At 58.0% G+C, this 20,028-nt stretch carries 22 protein-coding genes and 1 tRNA gene; 20 read left to right on the top strand and 3 right to left on the bottom strand.

Annotated features, from left to right (window positions below; all coding sequences use genetic code 11):
* The first annotated feature begins 48 nt into the window (after positions 1 to 48).
* The 20 genes from AOA61_RS22705 to AOA61_RS22800 all read left to right on the top strand — a co-directional run bounded on the left by AOA61_RS22705 (position 49) and on the right by AOA61_RS22800 (position 15,115).
* Positions 49 to 522 (top strand): Dps family protein, encoded by a 474-nt coding sequence (locus tag AOA61_RS22705; RefSeq protein WP_003193874.1) that lies wholly within the window; start codon positions 49 to 51, stop codon positions 520 to 522.
* A 180-nt stretch (positions 523 to 702) separates the two neighbouring features.
* Positions 703 to 1,044 (top strand): ribbon-helix-helix domain-containing protein, encoded by a 342-nt coding sequence (locus AOA61_RS22710; RefSeq protein ID WP_095185763.1) that lies wholly within the window; start codon positions 703 to 705, stop codon positions 1,042 to 1,044.
* A 179-nt stretch (positions 1,045 to 1,223) separates the two neighbouring features.
* The gene (locus AOA61_RS22715; RefSeq protein ID WP_010208103.1) at positions 1,224 to 1,445 is read left to right on the top strand and encodes an FmdB family zinc ribbon protein; all 222 of its coding nucleotides are present in this window, start codon (positions 1,224 to 1,226) and stop codon (positions 1,443 to 1,445) included.
* A 107-nt stretch (positions 1,446 to 1,552) separates the two neighbouring features.
* Complete coding sequence (gene aspS, locus AOA61_RS22720) at positions 1,553 to 3,328, top strand: aspartate--tRNA ligase (protein WP_032890910.1); 1,776 nt, start codon at positions 1,553 to 1,555, stop codon at positions 3,326 to 3,328.
* 135 nt (positions 3,329 to 3,463) lie between these two features.
* Positions 3,464 to 4,210, top strand: coding sequence for a YebC/PmpR family DNA-binding transcriptional regulator (locus AOA61_RS22725; protein WP_032890912.1), 747 nt, complete (start codon positions 3,464 to 3,466; stop codon positions 4,208 to 4,210).
* A gap of 157 nt (positions 4,211 to 4,367) precedes the next feature.
* Positions 4,368 to 4,892: a crossover junction endodeoxyribonuclease RuvC gene (gene ruvC, locus AOA61_RS22730; RefSeq protein ID WP_032890913.1), complete on the top strand. Its 525-nt coding sequence runs from the start codon at positions 4,368 to 4,370 to the stop codon at positions 4,890 to 4,892.
* A gap of 68 nt (positions 4,893 to 4,960) precedes the next feature.
* Positions 4,961 to 5,572 carry a Holliday junction branch migration protein RuvA gene (ruvA, locus tag AOA61_RS22735; RefSeq protein WP_003175802.1) on the top strand — a complete coding sequence of 204 codons (612 nt, stop codon included), beginning with the start codon at positions 4,961 to 4,963 and terminating at the stop codon, positions 5,570 to 5,572.
* Positions 5,573 to 6,631, top strand: a complete 1,059-nt coding sequence (gene ruvB / locus AOA61_RS22740; protein ID WP_099602765.1) for a Holliday junction branch migration DNA helicase RuvB — start codon at positions 5,573 to 5,575, stop codon at positions 6,629 to 6,631. It abuts the gene before it with no gap.
* A gap of 139 nt (positions 6,632 to 6,770) precedes the next feature.
* Complete coding sequence (gene ybgC, locus AOA61_RS22745) at positions 6,771 to 7,226, top strand: tol-pal system-associated acyl-CoA thioesterase (RefSeq protein ID WP_032890914.1); 456 nt, start codon at positions 6,771 to 6,773, stop codon at positions 7,224 to 7,226.
* A gap of 1 nt (position 7,227) precedes the next feature.
* Positions 7,228 to 7,923 (top strand): protein TolQ, encoded by a 696-nt coding sequence (gene tolQ / locus AOA61_RS22750; RefSeq protein WP_032890916.1) that lies wholly within the window; start codon positions 7,228 to 7,230, stop codon positions 7,921 to 7,923.
* Positions 7,924 to 7,946: 23 nt separating this feature from the next.
* Positions 7,947 to 8,399, top strand: coding sequence for a protein TolR (gene tolR / locus AOA61_RS22755; protein WP_160384999.1), 453 nt, complete (start codon positions 7,947 to 7,949; stop codon positions 8,397 to 8,399).
* Positions 8,399 to 9,472: a cell envelope integrity protein TolA gene (gene tolA, locus AOA61_RS22760; protein ID WP_032890917.1), complete on the top strand. Its 1,074-nt coding sequence runs from the start codon at positions 8,399 to 8,401 to the stop codon at positions 9,470 to 9,472. Before tolR ends, tolA begins: the two co-directional genes overlap by 1 nt.
* A gap of 17 nt (positions 9,473 to 9,489) precedes the next feature.
* A complete protein-coding gene (gene tolB / locus AOA61_RS22765; protein ID WP_032890919.1) occupies positions 9,490 to 10,770 on the top strand; it encodes a Tol-Pal system beta propeller repeat protein TolB in 1,281 nt (426 codons plus the stop codon).
* A 55-nt stretch (positions 10,771 to 10,825) separates the two neighbouring features.
* Complete coding sequence (pal, locus tag AOA61_RS22770) at positions 10,826 to 11,326, top strand: peptidoglycan-associated lipoprotein Pal (RefSeq protein WP_003209827.1); 501 nt, start codon at positions 10,826 to 10,828, stop codon at positions 11,324 to 11,326.
* A 6-nt stretch (positions 11,327 to 11,332) separates the two neighbouring features.
* Positions 11,333 to 12,169: a tol-pal system protein YbgF gene (gene ybgF / locus AOA61_RS22775; protein WP_032890921.1), complete on the top strand. Its 837-nt coding sequence runs from the start codon at positions 11,333 to 11,335 to the stop codon at positions 12,167 to 12,169.
* Positions 12,170 to 12,333: 164 nt separating this feature from the next.
* Complete coding sequence (gene queE, locus AOA61_RS22780) at positions 12,334 to 12,981, top strand: 7-carboxy-7-deazaguanine synthase QueE (RefSeq protein WP_095185762.1); 648 nt, start codon at positions 12,334 to 12,336, stop codon at positions 12,979 to 12,981.
* Between the two features lies 1 nt (position 12,982).
* On the top strand, positions 12,983 to 13,660 hold the full coding sequence (gene queC, locus AOA61_RS22785; RefSeq protein ID WP_099602766.1) for a 7-cyano-7-deazaguanine synthase QueC: 678 nt from the start codon (positions 12,983 to 12,985) through the stop codon (positions 13,658 to 13,660).
* A gap of 63 nt (positions 13,661 to 13,723) precedes the next feature.
* A tRNA-Lys gene (locus tag AOA61_RS22790) sits at positions 13,724 to 13,799 on the top strand.
* 190 nt (positions 13,800 to 13,989) lie between these two features.
* On the top strand, positions 13,990 to 14,568 hold the full coding sequence (locus tag AOA61_RS22795) for an NAD(P)H-dependent oxidoreductase (protein ID WP_032890927.1): 579 nt from the start codon (positions 13,990 to 13,992) through the stop codon (positions 14,566 to 14,568).
* 163 nt (positions 14,569 to 14,731) lie between these two features.
* A complete protein-coding gene (locus AOA61_RS22800; RefSeq protein ID WP_032890929.1) occupies positions 14,732 to 15,115 on the top strand; it encodes a MerR family transcriptional regulator in 384 nt (127 codons plus the stop codon).
* Positions 15,116 to 15,217: 102 nt separating this feature from the next.
* On the opposite strand, the gene AOA61_RS22805 is transcribed toward AOA61_RS22800, so the two are convergent.
* The 3 genes from AOA61_RS22805 to AOA61_RS22815 are packed head-to-tail and all read right to left on the bottom strand — an operon-like array spanning position 15,218 to position 20,027.
* Positions 15,218 to 17,827 carry an RND family transporter gene (locus AOA61_RS22805; protein ID WP_095185760.1) on the bottom strand — a complete coding sequence of 870 codons (2,610 nt, stop codon included), beginning with the start codon at positions 17,825 to 17,827 and terminating at the stop codon, positions 15,218 to 15,220.
* Between the two features lie 35 nt (positions 17,828 to 17,862).
* On the bottom strand, positions 17,863 to 18,693 hold the full coding sequence (locus tag AOA61_RS22810) for an outer membrane lipoprotein-sorting protein (RefSeq protein ID WP_099602767.1): 831 nt from the start codon (positions 18,691 to 18,693) through the stop codon (positions 17,863 to 17,865).
* Positions 18,694 to 18,743: 50 nt separating this feature from the next.
* Positions 18,744 to 20,027, bottom strand: coding sequence for a DUF1302 family protein (locus AOA61_RS22815; RefSeq protein WP_032890935.1), 1,284 nt, complete (start codon positions 20,025 to 20,027; stop codon positions 18,744 to 18,746).
* Position 20,028 lies beyond the last annotated feature (1 nt).

Raw genomic sequence — 20,028 nt, forward strand, 5'->3', positions numbered from 1 at the left:
TGGTCCTGCACCTGATCAATGAATGCTTGTCAATTGAAGGGGATAAACATGGCAATCGATATCGGTATCAGTGAAGAAGATCGTAAATCCATCGTCGATGGGCTATCACGACTGCTTTCCGATACCTATGTACTGTACCTGAAGACCCACAACTTCCATTGGAACGTCACGGGCCCCATGTTTCGGACGCTGCACTTGATGTTCGAAGAGCAGTACAACGAGCTGGCGCTGGCGGTTGACTCTATTGCCGAGCGTATCCGTGCCCTGGGTTTTCCGGCGCCGGGTGCCTATTCGATCTATGCCCGTCTGTCTTCCATCAAGGAAGAAGAGGGCGTACCCAGCGCAGAAGAGATGATCAAGCAGTTGGTGGCGGGCCAGGAAGCTGTCACACGGACCGCGCGGGGTATTTTCCCGCTGCTTGATAAAGTCAGCGATGAGCCGACTGCAGACTTGTTGACTCAGCGCATGCAGGTTCACGAGAAAACCGCGTGGATGCTGCGCTCCCTGCTCGAAAATCAGTAATCGTTGACCCGGAGTGGCGCCATCGCGGCGCCACTTGCTTGTTTCCACGCATTTCCTGGCGTTGTCCTACGCCTTTCAACGTCCCGTCTTCTGGATGCCTGCCTCATCCTGCTGTTTTATAGGGTCACTGCCCAATGGGAGGACCCGTGGGCTGCTGTTTGGCAATGGAGTGTCAGGTGTATGTCACGTGGAGTGGATATTGGAGTAATGGAAACCGGTGGTTTTCATAAGATAAACGTCGACCCCTTCGCCAAGGGGTTCGATATGGGGCTGGCCAAGCCAATGTCCCGATCGGTACGGCTCAATGGGTTTTCCACTTGTCTGCGGCTTGAGCAGATCTATTGGAACATCCTCACGGAAATAGCCAGGATCAATGCCTGCTCAGTCAGTGCGCTGCTGTCCTATGTCGATCGGGAAGTGCACTTGCGGTATGGAGGTGTGAAGAACTTCAGTGGCTTGGTCAGGGTTGTGTGCGTGGTTCATCTATTAAAAGGCCGTGTTGCCTCGCCAAACCCTGAGTGATCGGTCGGCTTTGGGGCCGGTCCGCCGTCGAAGTGGACCAGGCTCCGGGCAGAAAGCCGGCTGCGCTGCCTCGATTTACCAGATATAATCTCGCGCTTTGCTGCTGCCGGGGCTTTCTCCCTCTGCTCTACTCCAAGAGCGGGCGCGGCACAGTAACGATCGATCGCCGAGACATCGCCATGCCCATGTACGACTATCAATGTGCTTCCTGTGGACATCAGTTGGAAGCCATCCAGAAGATCAGCGCCGCGCCGTTGGTCGATTGCCCGGCCTGCCAGGCACCCGAGCTCAAGAAGATGTTGTCCATGCCAGGCTTCCGCCTGAGCGGCAGCGGCTGGTACGAGACCGATTTCAAGACCGGCTCGAAGAAGAATCTGGCCGGCGGCGACAAAGCAGACTGAGTTGAACTCCACGCGCAGGCTACTGCATTATCCGTCCCCTGCTTAACTGTGCGGTGACGAGGCAAGCCTCCACCGAATTTCGAATTACGAGAAGTGAAACCACGACCATGATGCGCAGCCACTATTGCGGCCAACTGAACGAGACCCTGGAAGGTCAGGAAATTACCCTTTGCGGATGGGTTCACCGTCGCCGCGACCACGGCGGGGTGATCTTCCTCGATATCCGTGATCGTGATGGTCTGGCCCAAGTGGTATTTGACCCGGACCGCGCCGAGAGCTTCGCCGCCGCTGACCGTGTGCGCAGCGAATACGTCGTGAAGATCACCGGCAAGGTTCGCCTGCGTCCGGCCGGTGCCGTGAACGCGAACATGGCGTCCGGTGCGATCGAAGTGCTGGGTTATGAGCTGGAAGTGCTGAACGAGTCGGAAACTCCGCCGTTTCCACTGAATGAATATTCCGACGTCGGCGAAGAAACCCGCCTGCGCTACCGCTTCCTCGACTTGCGTCGTCCGGAAATGGCCGAGAAGCTGCGTCTGCGTTCGCGCATGACCACCAGCATCCGCCGCTTCCTCGACGAAAACGGCTTCCTTGACGTAGAAACGCCGATCCTTACCCGGGCCACCCCGGAAGGCGCGCGTGACTACCTGGTGCCTAGCCGTACCCACGCCGGTTCGTTCTTCGCTCTGCCGCAATCGCCGCAGTTGTTCAAGCAACTGCTGATGGTGGCCGGCTTCGACCGTTACTACCAGATCGCCAAGTGCTTCCGCGACGAAGACCTGCGCGCCGACCGCCAGCCGGAATTCACCCAGATCGACATCGAGACCAGTTTCCTCGATGAAAAAGAGATCATGGGCCTGACCGAGCAGATGATCCGCAACCTGTTCAAGGAAGTGCTGGACCTGGAGTTCGGCGAATTCCCGCACATGACCTTCGAAGAAGCCATGCGCCGCTACGGCTCCGACAAGCCAGACCTGCGTAACCCGTTGGAACTGGTGGACGTTGCCGACCAACTGAAAGAAGTTGATTTCAAAGTTTTCAGCGGCCCGGCCAACGACCCTAAATGCCGCATCGCGGCCCTGCGCGTGCCTGGCGGCGCGAGCATGCCGCGCAAGCAGATCGACGACTACACCAAGTTTGTCGGCATCTACGGTGCCAAGGGCCTGGCGTACATCAAGGTCAACGAGCGCGCCAACGGTGTTGACGGTCTGCAATCGCCGATCGTGAAAAACATTCCGCTGGACAACCTCAACGCGATTCTTGATCGCGTGGGCGCGGTCGACGGCGACATCGTGTTCTTCGGTGCAGACAAAGCCAAGATCGTCAGCGAAGCCTTGGGTGCGCTGCGCATCAAGCTGGGCCACGACCTGGACCTGCTGACTTGCAAGTGGGCACCGATGTGGGTTGTCGACTTCCCGATGTTCGAAGAGAACGACGACGGCAGCTTCAGCGCCTTGCACCATCCGTTCACCGCGCCGAAGTGCTCGCCTGAGGAATTGGAAGCCAACCCGGCTGGCGCACTGTCCCGTGCCTACGACATGGTGCTCAACGGCACCGAACTGGGTGGCGGTTCGATCCGTATCCATCGCAAAGAGATGCAACAAGCGGTATTCCGCCTGTTGGGCATCAACGAAGCGGAGCAGGAAGAGAAGTTCGGCTTCCTTCTCGACGCCCTGAAGTACGGCGCGCCGCCTCACGGTGGCCTGGCGTTCGGTCTCGACCGTCTGGTGATGCTGATGACCGGTGCCCAGTCGATCCGTGAAGTGATCGCCTTCCCGAAAACCCAGAGTGCTGCGGACGTCATGACCCAGGCTCCGGGTGTGGTGGATGCCAAGGCGTTGCGCGAACTGCACATCCGTCTGCGCGAGACGCCAAAGGCTGAGTAAGGCTGCTGCGTGAAAGCGCTATAGGGTTTTACGCAGTCAAAAAGGCGCATCTTCGGATGCGCCTTTGCGTTAAAGAGCTGTATCCCGCCTGGGGCGGGGTTGATCAAGGTTTCTAGAGAATTTCGGAGTTGTGTTATGGCTGGCCATTCCAAGTGGGCGAACATCAAGCACCGCAAAGAGCGTCAGGATGCCAAGAAAGGCAAGATTTTCACCAAGTGGATTCGCGAGCTGACCGTCGCTGCCCGTCAAGGCGGTGGTGATCCGGGCTCCAACCCGCGTCTGCGCCTGGCACTGGACAAAGCGCTCGGCGCCAACATGAGCCGCGACATTATCGACCGCGCTGTGGCCCGTGGTGCCGGCGCTGCCGATACCGACGACATGGTTGAGCTGACCTACGAAGGCTATGGCCCAGGCGGCGTGGCGGTGATGGTCGAGTGCATGACCGATAACCGCAACCGCACAGCCGCCGCTGTGCGTCACGCGTTCAGCAAGTGTGGCGGCAACCTCGGGACTGACGGTTCGGTGGCCTATCTGTTCGAGCGCAAGGGCCAGATTTCCTTTGCGCCTGGCACGGATGAAGATGCGCTGATGGAAGCCGCGATGGAAGCGGATGCCGACGACGTGGTGACCAACGAAGACGGTTCCATCGATGTATTCACCTCGTTTGCCAGCTTCTATGCCGTGCGCAACGCCCTAGAAGCTGCTGGTTTCAAAGGCACCGACGCGGAAATCGTGATGCTGCCGACCACCAGCGCCGAGTTGGACTTGGATGGCGCGCAGAAGGTGCTGAAGCTGCTGGATATGCTGGAAGACCTGGATGATGTGCAAAACGTGTATTCCAACGCCGACATCCCGGAATCCGTGGCCGAACAGCTAGGCTGAGGAATGACGTAGATCCAAATGTGGGAGGGGGCTTGCTCCCGATGGCGGTCGTCCAGTTAGACATAAGCTGACTGACACGCAGCTATCGGGAGCAAGCCCCCTCCCACATTGGAACTACGGTGTATCAAAAAATGTGTTTATCCAACCTGCAGGCGTTATGACTTTAATCCTAGGTATCGACCCCGGTTCGCGCATCACCGGCTTTGGTGTGGTGCAACACACCCCGCGCGGCTGCGTCTATGTCGCCTCGGGCTGCATCCGCACCGGCGCGGGCGAGTTAGCCGAGCGCCTGCAGATTGTTTATCGCGGCGTGCGCGAAGTGATCCAGACCTACGGGCCAGTGACCATGGGCATCGAAAAGGTGTTCATGGCAAAAAACGCTGACTCGGCGTTGAAGCTCGGCCAGGCCCGTGGCGCTGCCATCGTCGCCGGCGCCGAAGAGAGCCTGGAAATCGCGGAATACACTGCTACTCAGGTCAAGCAGGCCGTGGTCGGCACCGGCGCCGCTAATAAAGAGCAGGTTCAGATGATGGTCATGCACATGCTCAAGCTCACCTCAAAACCGCAGATTGATGCCTCTGACGCCCTGGCTATTGCCATTTGCCATGCACACACTCGTTCCAGCCTGCTGCCCCACGGGTTGGGCACAGCACGCAGTCGTGGCGGGCGGCTGCGTCTCTGATAGCATCAGCGCAATCGAAATTTGCGGTCAGGCCTCGATCTGACCCCCACGCTTTAAGGATTTGAACCGTGATTGGACGCTTGCGCGGCACCCTGGCTGAGAAACAGCCGCCGCATCTGATTCTGGATGTAAACGGGTTGGGGTATGAACTCGAAGTGCCCATGACCACACTCTATCGCCTACCGTCGGTCGGTGAGCCGATAACGCTGCACACCCATTTGGTGGTGCGCGAAGACGCGCAACTACTCTATGGTTTCATCGGCAAGCGTGACCGAGACTTTTTTCGCGAACTGATTCGCCTCAATGGCGTAGGGCCGAAACTGGCGCTGGCCTTGATGTCGAGCCTGGAAGTAGACGAGTTGGTGCGTGCCGTTTCGGCCCAGGACACCTCGGCTTTGACCAAGGTACCGGGTGTGGGCAAGAAAACCGCCGAGCGCCTGTTGGTCGAGCTCAAAGACCGCTTCAAGGCCTGGGAGGTTGTGCCGAGCATGTTCGCCCTGGTGCCGAACCAGCCGGATATGCCGGCGGGCCAAGTAGCGAGCGCCGAAAGCGATGCGGTCAGCGCGCTTATCTCTCTGGGCTATAAGCCGCAGGAGGCAAGCAAGGCGGTGTCGGCGATTAAAGACAAGAACCTGAGCAGCGAAGACATGATCCGCCGAGCCCTGAAGGGAATGATTTAAGTGATTGAAGCTGATCGTCTGATTGCGGCCACTGGCCCGCGCGACCGTGAAGAAGTTCAGGACCGGGCCATCCGCCCCCTGAGCCTGGCCGACTACATCGGCCAGCCCACCGTGCGTGAGCAAATGGAGTTGTTTATCCAGGCCGCGCGCGGGCGCAGTGAGTCCCTGGATCACACATTGATTTTCGGTCCACCGGGGCTGGGTAAAACCACCCTGGCCAATATCATTGCGCAGGAAATGGGGGTGTCGATCAAATCCACCTCCGGCCCGGTGTTGGAGCGTCCGGGTGATCTTGCGGCGCTGCTCACCAACCTTGAACCTCACGACGTACTGTTTATCGACGAGATTCACCGGTTGTCGCCCATCGTTGAGGAAGTGCTGTACCCGGCGATGGAGGACTTTCAGCTCGACATCATGATCGGCGAAGGTCCGGCGGCGCGCTCGATCAAGCTCGACCTGCCACCGTTCACCCTGGTGGGGGCGACGACTCGTGCGGGCATGCTCACCAACCCATTGCGAGACCGTTTCGGCATTGTTCAACGTCTTGAGTTCTATAGCACGGCGGATCTGGCGACCATCGTCAGCCGTTCGGCGAGCATCCTTGGCTTGCCCTTGGACCCGGAAGGCGCGTTTGAGATTGCGCGTCGTGCCCGTGGCACGCCACGGATCGCCAACCGATTGCTGCGTCGTGTGCGCGATTTTGCTGAAGTGCGGGCCAAGGGGCATATCACCAAGGCAGTGGCTGACTTGGCGCTGAACTTGCTGGACGTGGACGAGCATGGTTTCGATCACCAGGATCGACGTCTACTCTTGACCATGATCGAGAAATTCCACGGCGGCCCGGTGGGCGTTGACAGCCTGGCTGCGGCCATCAGTGAAGAGCGGCATACCATTGAGGATGTTCTTGAGCCATACCTGATCCAGCAGGGCTACATCATGCGTACGCCAAGGGGGCGGGTGGTGACGCGTCACGCTTATCTGCACTTTGGGTTAAACATTCCGTCACGATTGGGTGAGATGCCCGTGGTAGACGAATTCCTCGATGCAGTGGACGATTAAAAGCTTCATGGGAGTCGATTTATTCGATGTTTGTGCTGTCCCAGTGTCTGGCGTCGTCATTCAGTCACTGCAAATGTTTCAAAGAATGAAAAAACAGTTGCCCAGCCGGATTGGCAACCTCAGGAGTAAGCACTAGAGTATGCGCGCGCAAAACGGGGATCAGTCGTTCGCACATCGCTGTCGCGTTTATTACGAGGACACCGATGCCGGCGGCATCGTTTATTACGTCAATTACCTCAAGTTCATGGAGCGGGCTCGAACCGAGCGGCTACGGGAGCTGGGCTTTGCCCAATCCCAGCTGGCAGGGGAGGACCTGTTATTCGTCGTGCATTCCAGCGAGGCGCGTTACCACGCGCCGGCGCGACTGGACGACGAGCTTCTGGTTAGCGCTGAAGTAATCGAATTGAACCGTGCCAGCCTGCGTTTCAAGCAGCAGGTCAGGCGGGCAACGGATGCAACGCTGCTCTGTGAGGGGCAGTTCCTGGTGGCGTGTGTACGCACCAACAGTTTGAAACCTCGGGCCATTCCCGAAACTCTACGTGCGGCCTTTGCCGCCGTGAGCGGCGCGGGTAAACAATCAAAGCAGGAGATTTAGCGTGGAACCTACCGTCGTCGACCATTCCTCCATGTGGAGCCTGGTCAGCAATGCCAGTGTTGTGGTTCAACTGGTGATGCTGATCCTGGTAGCCGCATCGGTTACCTCTTGGGTCATGATTTTTCAGCGCAGCAACCTGCTGCGTGCCGGTCGACGTGCCCTGGAGAGCTTTGAAGAGCGCTTCTGGTCGGGTATCGACCTGTCCAAGCTCTACCGCCAGGCCGGCAGCAACCCGGACCCGGATTCGGGTGTGGAGCAAATCTTCCGTGCCGGCTTCAAGGAATTCTCGCGTCTGCGTCAGCAGCCGGGTGTTGATCCGGAAGCAGTGATGGAAGGTGTGGCTCGTGCCATGCGCGTCGCCATTTCCCGTGAAGAAGAGAAGCTGGAGCAGAGCCTGCCGTTTCTCGCCACCGTTGGTTCCGTCAGCCCGTACATCGGCCTGTTCGGTACCGTGTGGGGGATCATGAACTCCTTCCGAGGCCTGGCCCAGGCCCAGCAAGCTACCCTGGCCACAGTGGCCCCAGGTATCGCCGAAGCTCTGATCGCTACCGCGATCGGCCTGTTCGCCGCTATCCCCGCTGTTATCGCCTACAACCGTTTTGCCGCGCGCGGCGAGAACCTGATTGGCCGTTACTACACCTTCGCCGATGAATTCCAGGCGATCCTGCACCGTAAAGTGCACACCAGCGAAGAATAAGCAGGTACTCCCCGATGGCTTTAATCACTCGAGCTCGAACCAAGCGCAAGCCGGTCGCCGAGATGAACGTAGTGCCTTACATCGACGTGATGCTGGTGCTGCTGGTGATCTTCATGGTGACCGCGCCGATGCTCAACCAGGGTGTGAAGGTTGATCTGCCCAAGGTTTCCAGCGAAGCCTTGCCTCAGGACAACAATACCCAGGTCTTGACCATCTCGATCAAGGCTGACAAGACCTATTACTGGAACCTTGGCAGCGAAGTCGACACCCAGAAGCAGCAAGACAAGGCTCTGACCCTGCCGGCGATGACTGATGCTGTGACCAAGATCATTCGCTCCGGCAACGAAGGCGGCAAGCACACCCAGGTCTTCATTCGCGGCGACAAGTCGGTCGACTACGGCTCCGTCATGGGCGCCATGGGCGGGCTGCAGAAGGCCGGCGTCGGTAACGTTGGCTTGATTACCGAGGCGCCCTGATGCAGCAACAGCGAGAGCCGTCCGCCTCGGAAAGCTACTTCTGGCCTAGCGTCTGGGCAATTGCCCTGCACGTCCTGGTGTTTGGCATGTTGTTCGTCAGCTTTGCCATGACCCCGGACTTGCCGCCAGCCAAGCCGATCGTGCAGGCGACCCTGTATCAGCTGAAATCGAAAAGTCAGGCCACCACCCAGACCAATCAGAAGATTGCGGGTGAGGCCCAGAAGTCGGCTGCGCGCCAGACTGAAGTCGAACAGATGGAACAGAAGAAGGTCGAGCAGGAAGCGGTGAAGGCTGCTGCGGAACAAAAGAAAGAAGAGGCGGCTCAAAAGGCCGAGGAATCGAAAAAGGCTGACGAAGCGAAGAAGGCCGACGAGGCGAAAAAGGCTGATGAAGCCAAGAAGTCCGAGAAAGCTGCCGAAGCTAAAAAGGCTGAAGAGAAACAATTGGCTGATATAGCCAAGAAGAAATCTGAAGAAGAAGCGAAAAAAGCTGCCGAAGAAGAGGCCAAGAAAAAGGCCGCTGAAGAGGCCAAGAAAAAGATAGTCGAAGACGCGAAGAAGAAAGCCGCCGAAGACGCCAAGAAAAAAGCTGAAGCAGACGAGGCGAAGAAGAAGATCGCCGACGACGCGAAGAAGAAAGCTGCCGCCGACGCCACCAAGAAAAAGGCCCAGGAAGCAGCGCGTAAATCCGCCGAAGAGAAAAAGGCCCAGGCCTTGGCAGATTTGCTCTCCGACACGCCGCAGCGTCAGCAAGCCTTGGCCGATGAGCGTGGTGATGAAGTCGCGGGCAGTTTCGACGACCTGATTCGGGCACGGGCAGCAGAAGGCTGGACACGTCCACCTTCGGCGCGCAAAGGCATGACAGTAGTGCTGCAGATCGGCATGTTGCCGGACGGTACGGTGACTTCGGTCAGCGTGGCCAAGTCCAGTGGTGATGGTTCGTTCGACAGTTCGGCGGTTGCCGCAGTCAAGAACATTGGCCGGTTGACCGAGATGCAGGGAATGAAACCAAGCGACTTCGCTCCCTATCGTTCATTCAAGATGACATTCACACCTGAGGATCTAGCCTTGTGAGAAACCTTCTTCGAGGAATGCTTGTCGTTATTTGCTGTATGGCAGGGATAGCGGCGGCGGATGAAAAGAACATCCTGGTAACCAGCGGTAGCGACCGGGCCACCCCGATCGCTGTTGTACCGTTCGGTTGGCAGGGCGGCAGTGTGCTGCCGGACGACATGGCCCAGATCGTCAGCGACGACCTGCGCAACTCCGGTTACTACGCGCCGATTCCGAAAGGCAACATGATCAGCCAGCCGAACCAGGCCAGCGAAGTCGTGTTCCGTGACTGGAAAGCCGTTGGCGCCCAGTACCTGATGGTCGGCAACATCGTGCCGGCCGGCGGTCGCCTGCAAATCCAATACACCTTGTTCAACGTGGCCACCGAGCAACAGGTCCTGACCGGCAGCGTTTCGGGCACCACCGAACAACTGCGGGACATGGCCCACTACATCTCGGACCAGTCGTTTGAAAAACTCACCGGTATCAAAGGGGCGTTCTCAACCCGCCTGCTTTACGTAACGGCTGAGCGTTTCTCTGTAGATAACACCCGCTACACTCTGCAGCGCTCGGACTACGACGGCGCACGTGCCGTGACGTTGCTGCAATCGCGTGAGCCAATCCTGTCGCCGCGCTTTGCGCCGGACGGCAAGCGCATTGCCTACGTGTCGTTCGAACAGAAGCGTCCGCGCATTTTCGTCCAGCACATCGATACTGGTCGTCGTGAGCAGATCACCAACTTCGAAGGCCTCAACGGTGCGCCAGCCTGGTCGCCGGATGGTTCGCGCCTGGCATTCGTGCTGTCTAAAGACGGCAACCCGGATATCTACGTGATGAACATGGCTTCGCGCCAGATCAATCGTGTTACCAGTGGCCCGGGTATCAATACTGAACCGTTCTGGGGCAAGGATGGTTCGACCATCTATTTCACCTCTGACCGGGGCGGCAAGCCACAAATCTACAAATCGAGCATTAGTGGTGGCGGCGCGGAACGAGTGACCTTTATTGGTAACTACAACGCTAACCCTAAGCTTTCGGCTGATGAAAAGACGTTGGTGATGATTCACCGTCAGGATGGCTTCACTAATTTCCGGGTTGCGGCCCAGGATTTGCAGCGTGGAACCGTAAAAATCCTCACAGATACCAACCTTGATGAGTCAGCTACTGTTGCGCCCAACGGCACCATGGTAATCTACGCCACCCGCCAGCAGGGCCGGGGAGTCTTGATGCTCGTGTCCATTAATGGACGCGTGAGGCTCCCGCTTCCTACCGCTCAAGGCGAAGTCAGAGAACCGTCCTGGTCCCCTTACCTGAACTGACGCGGCGCTACAAAAAGAAGTACTTAACACACTGGGGTTCATTAGGAGTTTCACGATGGAAATGCTGAAGTTTGGTAAGTTTGCTGCTCTGGCTCTGGCTCTGTCCGTAGCCGTTGGTTGCTCGTCTAAAGGCGGCGACAATGCCGGTGAAGGCGCAGCTGTTGATCCAAACGCTGGTTACGGCGCTAACACTGGTGCAGTTGACGGCTCCCTGAGCGAAGAAGCTGCTCTGCGCGCTATCACCACTTTCTACTTCGAATACGACAGTTCGGACCTGAAACCAGAAGCCATGCGCGCTCTGGACGTTCACGCGAAGGACCTGAAAGCTAACGGCGCTCGCGTTGTTCTGGAAGGTAACACCGACGAACGTGGTACTCGTGAGTACAACATGGCACTGGGCGAGCGTCGTGCGAAAGCCGTTCAGCGCTACCTGGTACTGCAAGGTGTTGCTCCAGGCCAACTGGAACTGGTTTCCTACGGTAAAGAGCGTCCAGTTGCTACTGGCCACGACGAGCAGTCCTGGGCTCAAAACCGTCGCGTCGAACTGCGTAAGTAATTCGTCATGCGAACGTGCCGTCGTGCTCTAACTGTATTGGCTCTCAGCTTCGCACCGCTTGCGGTGTGGGCTGCGGTTCCTGTGGAAGATAGCAACTCTGGCTATAACAATAGCGGGAGCAGCTATCCGCCAGCAGGTTATGGCACGAACGGCGCCTATGCTGGGGGGGCGGCTACGTCCGCCCCTTCGGCACAGGGCGAACTGTTCAACCAGCTGCAACGCATGCAGGATCAATTGGCGCAGCAACAAGGCACCATTGAAGTTCTGCAGAATGAAGTGCGTCAGCTGAAGCAAGAAGGCCTGGAGCGTTACCAGGATCTTGATCGACGCATAGGAGCCGGCGTTACACCTGCCGCTACTCCTGATAATTCTTCTGCCGGTGGCGCGCCAAGCGCCGCTGCCGGTGGTGCAGCAGTAGGGGCCGCGGCCGCGAGCCAAGCCCCTGCCGCCAGCAGTGAACCGGGTGATCCTGCGAAGGAAAAGCTGTATTACGATGCAGCCTTCGACCTGATCAAAGCCAAGGATTTCGATAAGGCCAGCCAGGCGTTTACCGCCTTCCTGCGCAAATACCCAAACAGCCAGTACGCGGGCAACGCCCAGTACTGGTTGGGCGAGGTGAACCTGGCAAAGGGTGATTTGCAGGGGGCGGGCCAGGCATTTGCCAAGGTCAGCCAGCTGTACCCCAAGCACGCCAAGGTGCCGGATTCGCTGTACAAACTCGCTGACGTAGAGCGCCGCCTGGGTCATACCGACAAGGTCAAAGGCATTCTGCAGCAGGTCGTTGCCCAATATCCGGGCACTTCTGCTGCACAGTTGGCTCAACGGGATCTGCAACGCTTGTAAGCGATGCTGTCCGTTTAGAAGAAACCCGCGCCTGGCGCGGGTTTTTTCGTTAGAATCCACGCCCTTTTATGACACCCGCTTCCTGGGGCCTACGCGTTGGCGGGGTTTCTTGAAGTGCCTGACGGAGGCGGACAGCCTGTTTAGCTGTTACGCCCGTGGCGACTATGCAAGACACATTACGCATCACCGAAGTTTTTTACTCGTTACAGGGTGAAACGCGCACCGCCGGCCTGCCCACAGTATTTGTGCGCCTGACCGGCTGCCCGTTACGTTGCCAATACTGTGACAGCGCCTATGCCTTCAGTGGCGGCACCGTTCGAACCCTTGAAGACATTCTGGAGCAGGTTGCCGGCTACCGGCCGCGTTACGTCTGTGTGACAGGCGGCGAGCCCCTGGCTCAGCCCAACGCCATTCCTTTGCTCAAGCAGTTGTGTGATGCCGGTTACGAAGTCTCCCTGGAAACCAGCGGTGCTTTGGATATCTCCGCGGTAGACCCGCGTGTGAGCCGAGTGCTAGACCTCAAAACCCCAGGCTCCAAGGAAGCGCACCGCAACCTTTACGAGAACATCGAACTGCTGACGCCCAACGATCAGGTCAAGTTTGTCATCTGTTCTCGTGAGGATTACGACTGGGCTAACTCCAAGTTAATCCAGTACGGCCTCGAACGCCGTGCCGGTGAAGTGCTGTTCTCCCCCAGCCACCATGACCTCAACGCACGCGATCTGGCCGACTGGGTGGTTGCCGATAACTTGCCCGTACGCCTGCAATTGCAGCTGCATAAATACCTGTGGAACGACGAGCCGGGGCGCTGAGATGACTGATCAAAAGCGCGCAGTCATTCTGCTATCCGGTGGTCTCGACTCCGCCACATTGGTGGCCATGGTGCGAGCGCAAGGCTATAGCTGTTACACCATGAGCTTCGATTATGGCCAGCGTCACCGCGCCGAGTTGAACGCGGCTGCGTGCGTCGCCCGCGACCTCGGTGTGATCGAGCACAAGGTGGTTGGCCTGAATCTAGGCGGGATGGGTGGTTCGGCGTTGACCGACAGCGCCATCGACCTGCCAGAAGCACCCTCGGAAGGCATCCCGGTCACTTACGTACCGGCACGCAACACAGTGTTCCTGTCCCTGGCCCTTGGCTGGGCCGAAGTGCTTAACGCCCGCGACATCTTTATCGGCGTCAATGCGCTGGATTATTCCGGTTACCCGGACTGCCGTCCGGAGTTCGTCGAATCCTTCGAGCGCATGGCCAACCTGGCCACCAAGGCCGGTGTAGAGGGGCAGGGGTTTCGTATCCAGGCGCCGCTGCAAAACATGAGCAAGGCCGATATCGTGAAGGCTGGCGTAGGACTTGGCGTCGATTACGCGCTGACTGTTTCCTGCTATCAGGCAGACGAAGGCGGTAGTGCCTGTGGGAAATGTGACAGCTGCCGGCTGCGTGCAGAGGGCTTCAAAATGGCCGGAATTACGGACCCAACGCGTTATTTCTGATTTATTTCAAATAAGGTGTTGAATAATCCTTAGAAATCAGTATTATACGCGCCACCACACAGCGGGTCGTTAGCTCAGTTGGTAGAGCAGTTGGCTTTTAACCAATTGGTCGTAGGTTCGAATCCCACACGACCCACCATTTTTGGCGGTTTAGAAAATCCGGAAGGCCCACGTAAGTGAGGATTTCCGGGTTTTTTTTTGCCTGCGATTTGGAGCTTACCTGCCGGTGCGCAATGCACCAGGCTATACCAGCATTTGGCAAACCTCCCTGTTGACTCTCCCGTTACGGGCACACCCTATTCTGAACGCTCAACTTTCAGGATGAAGTGATGATGAGTAAGCGAGTTCTGGTGATTTTGGGGCATCCCTCAACCGACAGTTTCTGTGGAGCACTGACCGACACTTATGTGGAGGCGGCTACACGTGCGGGGCATGAGGTGCGTCTGTTACGGCTGGATGCGCTGCGCTTCGATCCCGTGCTGCACGATGGCTACAAGCAGGTTCAGCTCTTGGAGCCTGATCTGCTCAAGGCGCAGGCCGATATCACATGGGCTGAGCACCTGGCGTTTGTGTATCCCATCTGGTGGGGGGGGATTCCGGCCTTGATGAAAGGCTTTTTCGATCGGATATTCCTTCCCGGTTTCGCCTTCAAGTACCGCGAAGGCAAAGCCTTTCCCGACAAGCTCTTGAAGGGGCGCACCGCTCACTTGCTGGTCACGATGGATACCCCGCCGTGGTACTACAAATGGTTCTATCGCATGCCGGGGCTGCACCAGATGCGCAAGACCACGTTGGAGTTCTGCGGCATCAAACCGTTGAAGACCCTCACGTTCGGGCCGATCCTCGGTTCCGGCGATTCCCAGCGGCAAGCTTGGCTCAAGCAAGCTCAGGAGATCGCTGCTCGTTGACACACCGCTGTACAGCATCGCCTTGCAACAGGCGATGCCTGCTTCATCTCTGCCACTGCATAGCCTTTTGACACTGCCGGGTTTCAGACGCCGCACACATGTGTGAAGATGCGGCGCGCCAAAGTGCGCACCCCGCGTCTGTGCCATAAAAAAGGACTTTTACATGTATATCGGCAAAGCAGCCCAGCTGTCGGGCACGACAGTCAAGACCATCCGCCACTATGAAGACATTGGTTTGCTGCCACCGCCTGCGCGCGAAGGTAAGTACCGGGTCTATAGCCAGCAAAGCGTTGAACTGCTGACGTTCATCAAATGCGCGCAGCAGCTTGGCTTCAAACTCAAGGAAATGCAGGCGATCCTTCAGGATCACCGCGGCCAGGAGCTGCCGTGGGATTTGGCCAACCAGGCCATTGCGGATAAAAAGCTGGAACTGAAGACTCAGATCGAAGGGTTGCAAAGCATCTACGACGGCCTTGAACAGTTCGAAAGCAGCCTCAAGGACGCCCAGTACCAGTGCCAGTTTGAACATCTGTCCAAAACGGCCTGAACGAACGTGCTGCACAATCTCATGAAGCGGTGTGTGCGCTTCGCAAACGCCGGCAATCCGTGGGTGCTCAATGGATATGGCCGGCGTCGTCCTCTTCAGCGTCTATCCCAAAGCGCCCTGGCGTTCTGGGTGTTCGCGTTCATCTCCCCGTTGCTCGGGCACAATGGCTGCGAAGAACCACGGAGATATCAGCGTTACTAACAAAATGGTCATCACACCGCTGGAGAACAGAGCCAGCGCGACCAGCGTGCCCAAGTCAATGACCGGCTTGTAGGCGGAAAACAGCAGGGCCAGGAAACCTACGGAGAAAATCACCACGTTGACCACCGTCGAACGCCCGACACTGTGCATCGCCGTCAAAATCGCCTCGTCCACGTGGATACCTTCCTGGACCAGCAACTTGATACGCGACAGCAGGTGCACCGCGTAATCCACCACGCCCACTACAAGGAACGTTACCAGTGTCGTGCCAATGTTCAGCTCAATGTTCAGCAGGTACATAAAGCCGTACACCGTCACCGAGGTGGTCAGCAGCGTCAGCATGCCCAGAATCCCCAGCCGGACGGATTTCAACCAGAACATCATCATCAGCGTGACCACCAGCAGCGCGAGCGAGAAGCTCAGGACTTGGCCCTGGGTGATCTCCGCCAGGATGCCGGTCCAGATTTTCGGCGTACCGGCATGGGTCACCTGCAGGTTGGCCGGCTTGTTCACCAACAGCCAGGCGTCCAGGCGATCAAGCATGTCTTTGTAGTCGCTGGCCACCGAAGAGGTCATGGTGTAGAGCGTCAAGGCCTTGGAGTAGTCGGCATTGAGCACGTTCTGCAAGTCTGAGCCGCCGCCGTTCTCGAACATCATGATGTGTTGCTCGATCAGCGAGTTTCCGTCGACTTCAAAGGTTTCCGCCTGCCCCTCATCGTTGACTGACGTCACCTGCTCCACGGCCTGCGGTACTCGCAGGTATTCGGGGTTCATGTCATTGAGCACAAGGTTCATGCGCTTGACGTAGGCCGCCACCGAATAGGTATAGCTGACGTTGGGCTGGGACTTGAGAAAGTGGTCGAGTTTGTCGAGGAACTGCACGGTCTCAGTGGTCAGCGCGCCACGCGGAGTCTTGGTATCGAACGCAATCCAGCCAGGGGAAGTGCCCGCGATCCGTGAGCGGTTGATGAACTCATCGGAAACACGCACCGGGCTGTCTTTCTTGAAGTAAGCGATGCCCGAGTCTTCGATATCGACCATGAAGGTAAACACCGTCATCAGCGCCAACATCGGCAAGCTTACCAACAGCACCGGTTTGCGCCAGCGGATCAGGCGGGCACAAAAAGCCACCAGGTAGCGCGAGATAATCGACTCTTTGTGTACGGTTTTACGCAACGGCTGGTCTTTACCCCAGATGGAAATCCACGCCGGAATCAACAGCAGCGAGATGATCAGCGCGGCCGTCAGCCCGATGGACATGAATACCCCGAAATTGCGGATGCTGACGATGTTGTTGGTGGTGGAGATCATGAACGTGGCGATGGTGGTCACGGTGGTCAACACGACCGGGACCACCATGCGGCGCATAGTCTCGCGGTTGGCCTCGCGGTACGTCTTGCCCGCATTGAGTTGCTCATAGTACTCAGCCATCACGTGTATCGCGTCGGCACAGCAGATCGTGAACAAAAATACCGGCAGCACACTGGTAAGCAGGTCGATGGGCACCTTCAACAATGCCATCAGCCCCAGCGTCCAGATTGTGCAGAAGAGGATATTGAACAGCGGCAGGAACACGCCCAAGGGCTTGCGGAAAAAGAACACCAGCATGGAGGTCACGAGCAGGAACACGATCGGAAACAGCAGCGCCAGGTCGTGATCGATGATCTCTTGTTGGGCGGCGATGAAGATCGGGGTTCCGGCGATGAACACTTCATCGGTGAACTGCGGATGTTTGCTCTGGTAGTCAGCGACGATCTGGCGAACCTGTTGGTAAGCCCGCAGTTGCGCCTGAGCATCGTCTTGCTTGGTGCCTAACTCGGCCACCACCACCGCGACTTTCCTGTCAGGGGAAACCACTCCACCGACCATTTGCTCATTGCCCATGATCTGGGCTTCGACGAGTTGCGGGTCCATGTCCAAGGCGTGCAGTGTCTTGTGAATCCACAGTTCGCCGTCGGCGCTCAGGCTGATGTTTTCCAGGTCGGCCATCGAGGCCATTTCCTGGATCGGATTGATCCGTTCTGCCAGGAAGGCTAGAAACTGCTGATCGCGCTCCTCCCAGCCCTGGCTGCGGGCGTGATCGCGCAGGGCCTTGGCTTGGGCGTAATCGTTCTGGCTGAACCCGTCGCCGAGGATATCGCTGGCCAACAGTTGGGCGCGACTGTCGCTTTCGTGTTTGCCGACAATGCGGCGCAACTCGACCTCATCGTCGGCATTGGCCAGCATCAGCCGGCGAAGGGCCTGGGAGATTTCGAACTGGGCGTTAAGCGACTGAGTGTTAAACACACTGTGCGCATTACTCTGGGCCACCATGACCGAGTCATAGGTGCCGGTGAACTCGTGTTGCAGTTCAATAATGGTTTTTCGCGCAGGATGGCTTTCCTTGAGCAAATAAGGATTGGTGTCCGACATCAGCGAGCCGAGGGCATAGGTGAAGTAGGCCGTGATCGCCACCAGCACAAATACAATCGTGCGCGCATAGCGCTCAACGAAGTTCAGGTATCGTTCCATAGTTCAATCGGTTCCACGAAAGGCAGGCGCAGTATTCAGCGAGCGGAGACGGCAAATTCAGGCAGGTCGCCAGTTTTGAGGCCGCGTTTGATCGCGGTCTGGTTGAACAGCCAGTCGTCCAGTTCGACGTTGTACTGCAACTGGTTGAACTTCAGTTGGGAGCGCGTGCCGGCGATGAAGTCTTCGGTTTCGCTGAGGGTGATGCTGTCGATCTGATCGACTGTCTCGACTTTCAGCGTCCGCATCTGCTTGAACATCACGCCTTTGACGTCGAAGAAATCCTGACGCATGACCAGCCTGTTCTGCTTGTCGATCCAGACCTTGAGTTGGTTGTAGCCGGTTTTGGCCAGGATCTGCGCAGACACCGGCGTGCGCTCGATGACGTAGCATTCACGCCCGTTGATGGTCTCTTCGCCTACCAGTGTCTGGCTGTAGTCGTCGGCCCGGATCTTGTCCAAATCCGCGTAGGAGTAATCACTGCCCATGAATGCGCCACGCTTGTCGGTGGTCGAGATCCGGCGGGTTTGCCGGCTGACCGGCAGGTACATCCATTGGCTGTCCTCGGCACTCAGGGCTTCGTGGGGGTTTTCGATGTGGAAGGCGACATTGCGGACATCGTTGGGGGCCGAGAAGTACATGGTGAACTTGTCACTGTCCGGGTAATCCTTTTGCAGGTAGCTGAACTCGCGCACCCGGCTGTTGCCTTGCTTGTCCAGCAGGATCAGCGAAACCTGCGACATGAAGCTCTTGCCGTCATTGCGGTCACGGGCCTGACGAATGATTTCGTCGGCGTTCGGGTCGGCCAGTGCCCCCATGCTGGTGAGCATCAGGAGGCTGGCGGTCAGGACCTTGAGGGGCGGCAACATAGAAATTTCCTTTTCTTGAAGTGGTTTTTTTATTGAGGTCGGAACGGGGCTCAGAACAGATAACCCGCCGACACACGCAGTTGGTCGCGCTGGCTGTATTGGCCAAACGTGCGGTCTTCTTTGCCAAAAAACACATCCACCTCCAGCCCCAGCTTCAGCCAGTCCACGGGGGTGTACGTGAAGATGCCTTGCAGCAAGGCGTCGTCCTTGGCGGGAGGGGACATCGCCAGTACCAGGCGGGATTTGAGGCGGTCACGCAGGTGGGTGCCTTCGGCGGACAGCGTGAACAGCGGCTCGCGTTTGTCCTGCACCATGCCCTGCTGCCAGTCGAGCAATTGCTGCTCCTGCCATTGCACGGAGATCAGCCAGTTGCGCAGCAGGTAGTCCACGCCCAGCAAGGACTTGACCATCGGGCTCTGGCTGCTGCCGTGGTTACGGTACGGATTGGTGACGTGCCAGCGGTCGAAGTAGGCCACCTCACTGCGCACCACGATGCTGTGGCCTGCGTCGATCGCCAAGCCGGCACCGCCCATGCTGTAGCGGGGGAACTGGCGCTCCAGAACCACGCGCTGATCGTCAGCGATACCTTCGACGGCATACACCGGGTCTTGCTGGCGGGCGTTGAGGGCGACAAAGCTGGCGTCCACCGAACCGATCCTGCCGTTGGCGCTCATGCCATAGGAGAACCCCTTTTGCCCGCTATAGTCCGGCTTTGAACCGACCAGGAACAGGTCCGGGTCCGGTACTGCGAACAACGGAGCGTCGAATTCGCTGCCTTGGGCCGGCGCCTGGTTTTTCAGGAAATCGGTTATCCACAAGGCTTCTACTTCCCACTCGCCCACGGGTTGGGTCAAACGCACCATTGGCACCGCGATGCGGCTGTCTTCAAGCAAGGCCGTCACGCCTTCGCGGTAATCGATAGGGTTGACCTGGTCCAGCACCCGCAACTCATCGGCGCGGCCCCAGACGACTTGCTGCCAACCCACGGTGACCTCACCGTCACCCAGGTAATGGCCCCAATACAGATGCCGCCAGTCGGCACTGAAACGGTAGTCATCCCGTGCCTCCTGGCTATAAGGGTTATGCCCGTCATAGCGCGCGTCGTAGCGTACCCGGCCCTTGGCCTTGTAGTAGCCGCTGTCCCAGTTGTCTTCCAGGTTGGCCTTGAAATACACCGCCTTCTGCGTGACCGGATCATCCCCGTGCAAGCGCAGGGCACTGGCCAATCCCACTTCCGCGTCGGCATGGGTCGGCAGCAGGTCCGCACCCGCCAGGCGTGGCGCCAGCGATATCAGGCCAAGCAACAGGCTGCGTGTGAGCAATGCTGTGTTCATG

Source organism: Pseudomonas sp. 2995-1, from assembly GCF_002742505.1.
In the GTDB taxonomy this organism is placed as follows: domain Bacteria; phylum Pseudomonadota; class Gammaproteobacteria; order Pseudomonadales; family Pseudomonadaceae; genus Aquipseudomonas; species Aquipseudomonas sivasensis.

What these genes read in the sequence shown, in the direction of transcription:
- AOA61_RS22705 (WP_003193874.1), top strand. Translation starts at nt 49, where the DNA reads ATGGCAATCGATATCGGTATCAGTGAAGAAGATCGTAAATCCATCGTC.
- aspS (WP_032890910.1), top strand. Translation starts at nt 1,553, where the DNA reads ATGATGCGCAGCCACTATTGCGGCCAACTGAACGAGACCCTGGAAGGT.
- ruvC (WP_032890913.1), top strand. Translation starts at nt 4,368, where the DNA reads ATGACTTTAATCCTAGGTATCGACCCCGGTTCGCGCATCACCGGCTTT.
- AOA61_RS22800 (WP_032890929.1), top strand. Translation starts at nt 14,732, where the DNA reads ATGTATATCGGCAAAGCAGCCCAGCTGTCGGGCACGACAGTCAAGACC.
- AOA61_RS22805 (WP_095185760.1), bottom strand. Translation starts at nt 17,827, where the DNA reads ATGGAACGATACCTGAACTTCGTTGAGCGCTATGCGCGCACGATTGTA.
- AOA61_RS22815 (WP_032890935.1), bottom strand. Translation starts at nt 20,027, where the DNA reads ATGAACACAGCATTGCTCACACGCAGCCTGTTGCTTGGCCTGATATCG.
- tolA (WP_032890917.1), top strand. Translation starts at nt 8,399, where the DNA reads ATGCAGCAACAGCGAGAGCCGTCCGCCTCGGAAAGCTACTTCTGGCCT.
- pal (WP_003209827.1), top strand. Translation starts at nt 10,826, where the DNA reads ATGGAAATGCTGAAGTTTGGTAAGTTTGCTGCTCTGGCTCTGGCTCTG.
- AOA61_RS22810 (WP_099602767.1), bottom strand. Translation starts at nt 18,693, where the DNA reads ATGTTGCCGCCCCTCAAGGTCCTGACCGCCAGCCTCCTGATGCTCACC.
- ybgF (WP_032890921.1), top strand. Translation starts at nt 11,333, where the DNA reads ATGCGAACGTGCCGTCGTGCTCTAACTGTATTGGCTCTCAGCTTCGCA.
- AOA61_RS22795 (WP_032890927.1), top strand. Translation starts at nt 13,990, where the DNA reads ATGATGAGTAAGCGAGTTCTGGTGATTTTGGGGCATCCCTCAACCGAC.
- AOA61_RS22715 (WP_010208103.1), top strand. Translation starts at nt 1,224, where the DNA reads ATGCCCATGTACGACTATCAATGTGCTTCCTGTGGACATCAGTTGGAA.
- queC (WP_099602766.1), top strand. Translation starts at nt 12,983, where the DNA reads ATGACTGATCAAAAGCGCGCAGTCATTCTGCTATCCGGTGGTCTCGAC.
- AOA61_RS22710 (WP_095185763.1), top strand. Translation starts at nt 703, where the DNA reads ATGTCACGTGGAGTGGATATTGGAGTAATGGAAACCGGTGGTTTTCAT.
- AOA61_RS22725 (WP_032890912.1), top strand. Translation starts at nt 3,464, where the DNA reads ATGGCTGGCCATTCCAAGTGGGCGAACATCAAGCACCGCAAAGAGCGT.
- queE (WP_095185762.1), top strand. Translation starts at nt 12,334, where the DNA reads ATGCAAGACACATTACGCATCACCGAAGTTTTTTACTCGTTACAGGGT.
- ybgC (WP_032890914.1), top strand. Translation starts at nt 6,771, where the DNA reads ATGCGCGCGCAAAACGGGGATCAGTCGTTCGCACATCGCTGTCGCGTT.
- tolB (WP_032890919.1), top strand. Translation starts at nt 9,490, where the DNA reads ATGCTTGTCGTTATTTGCTGTATGGCAGGGATAGCGGCGGCGGATGAA.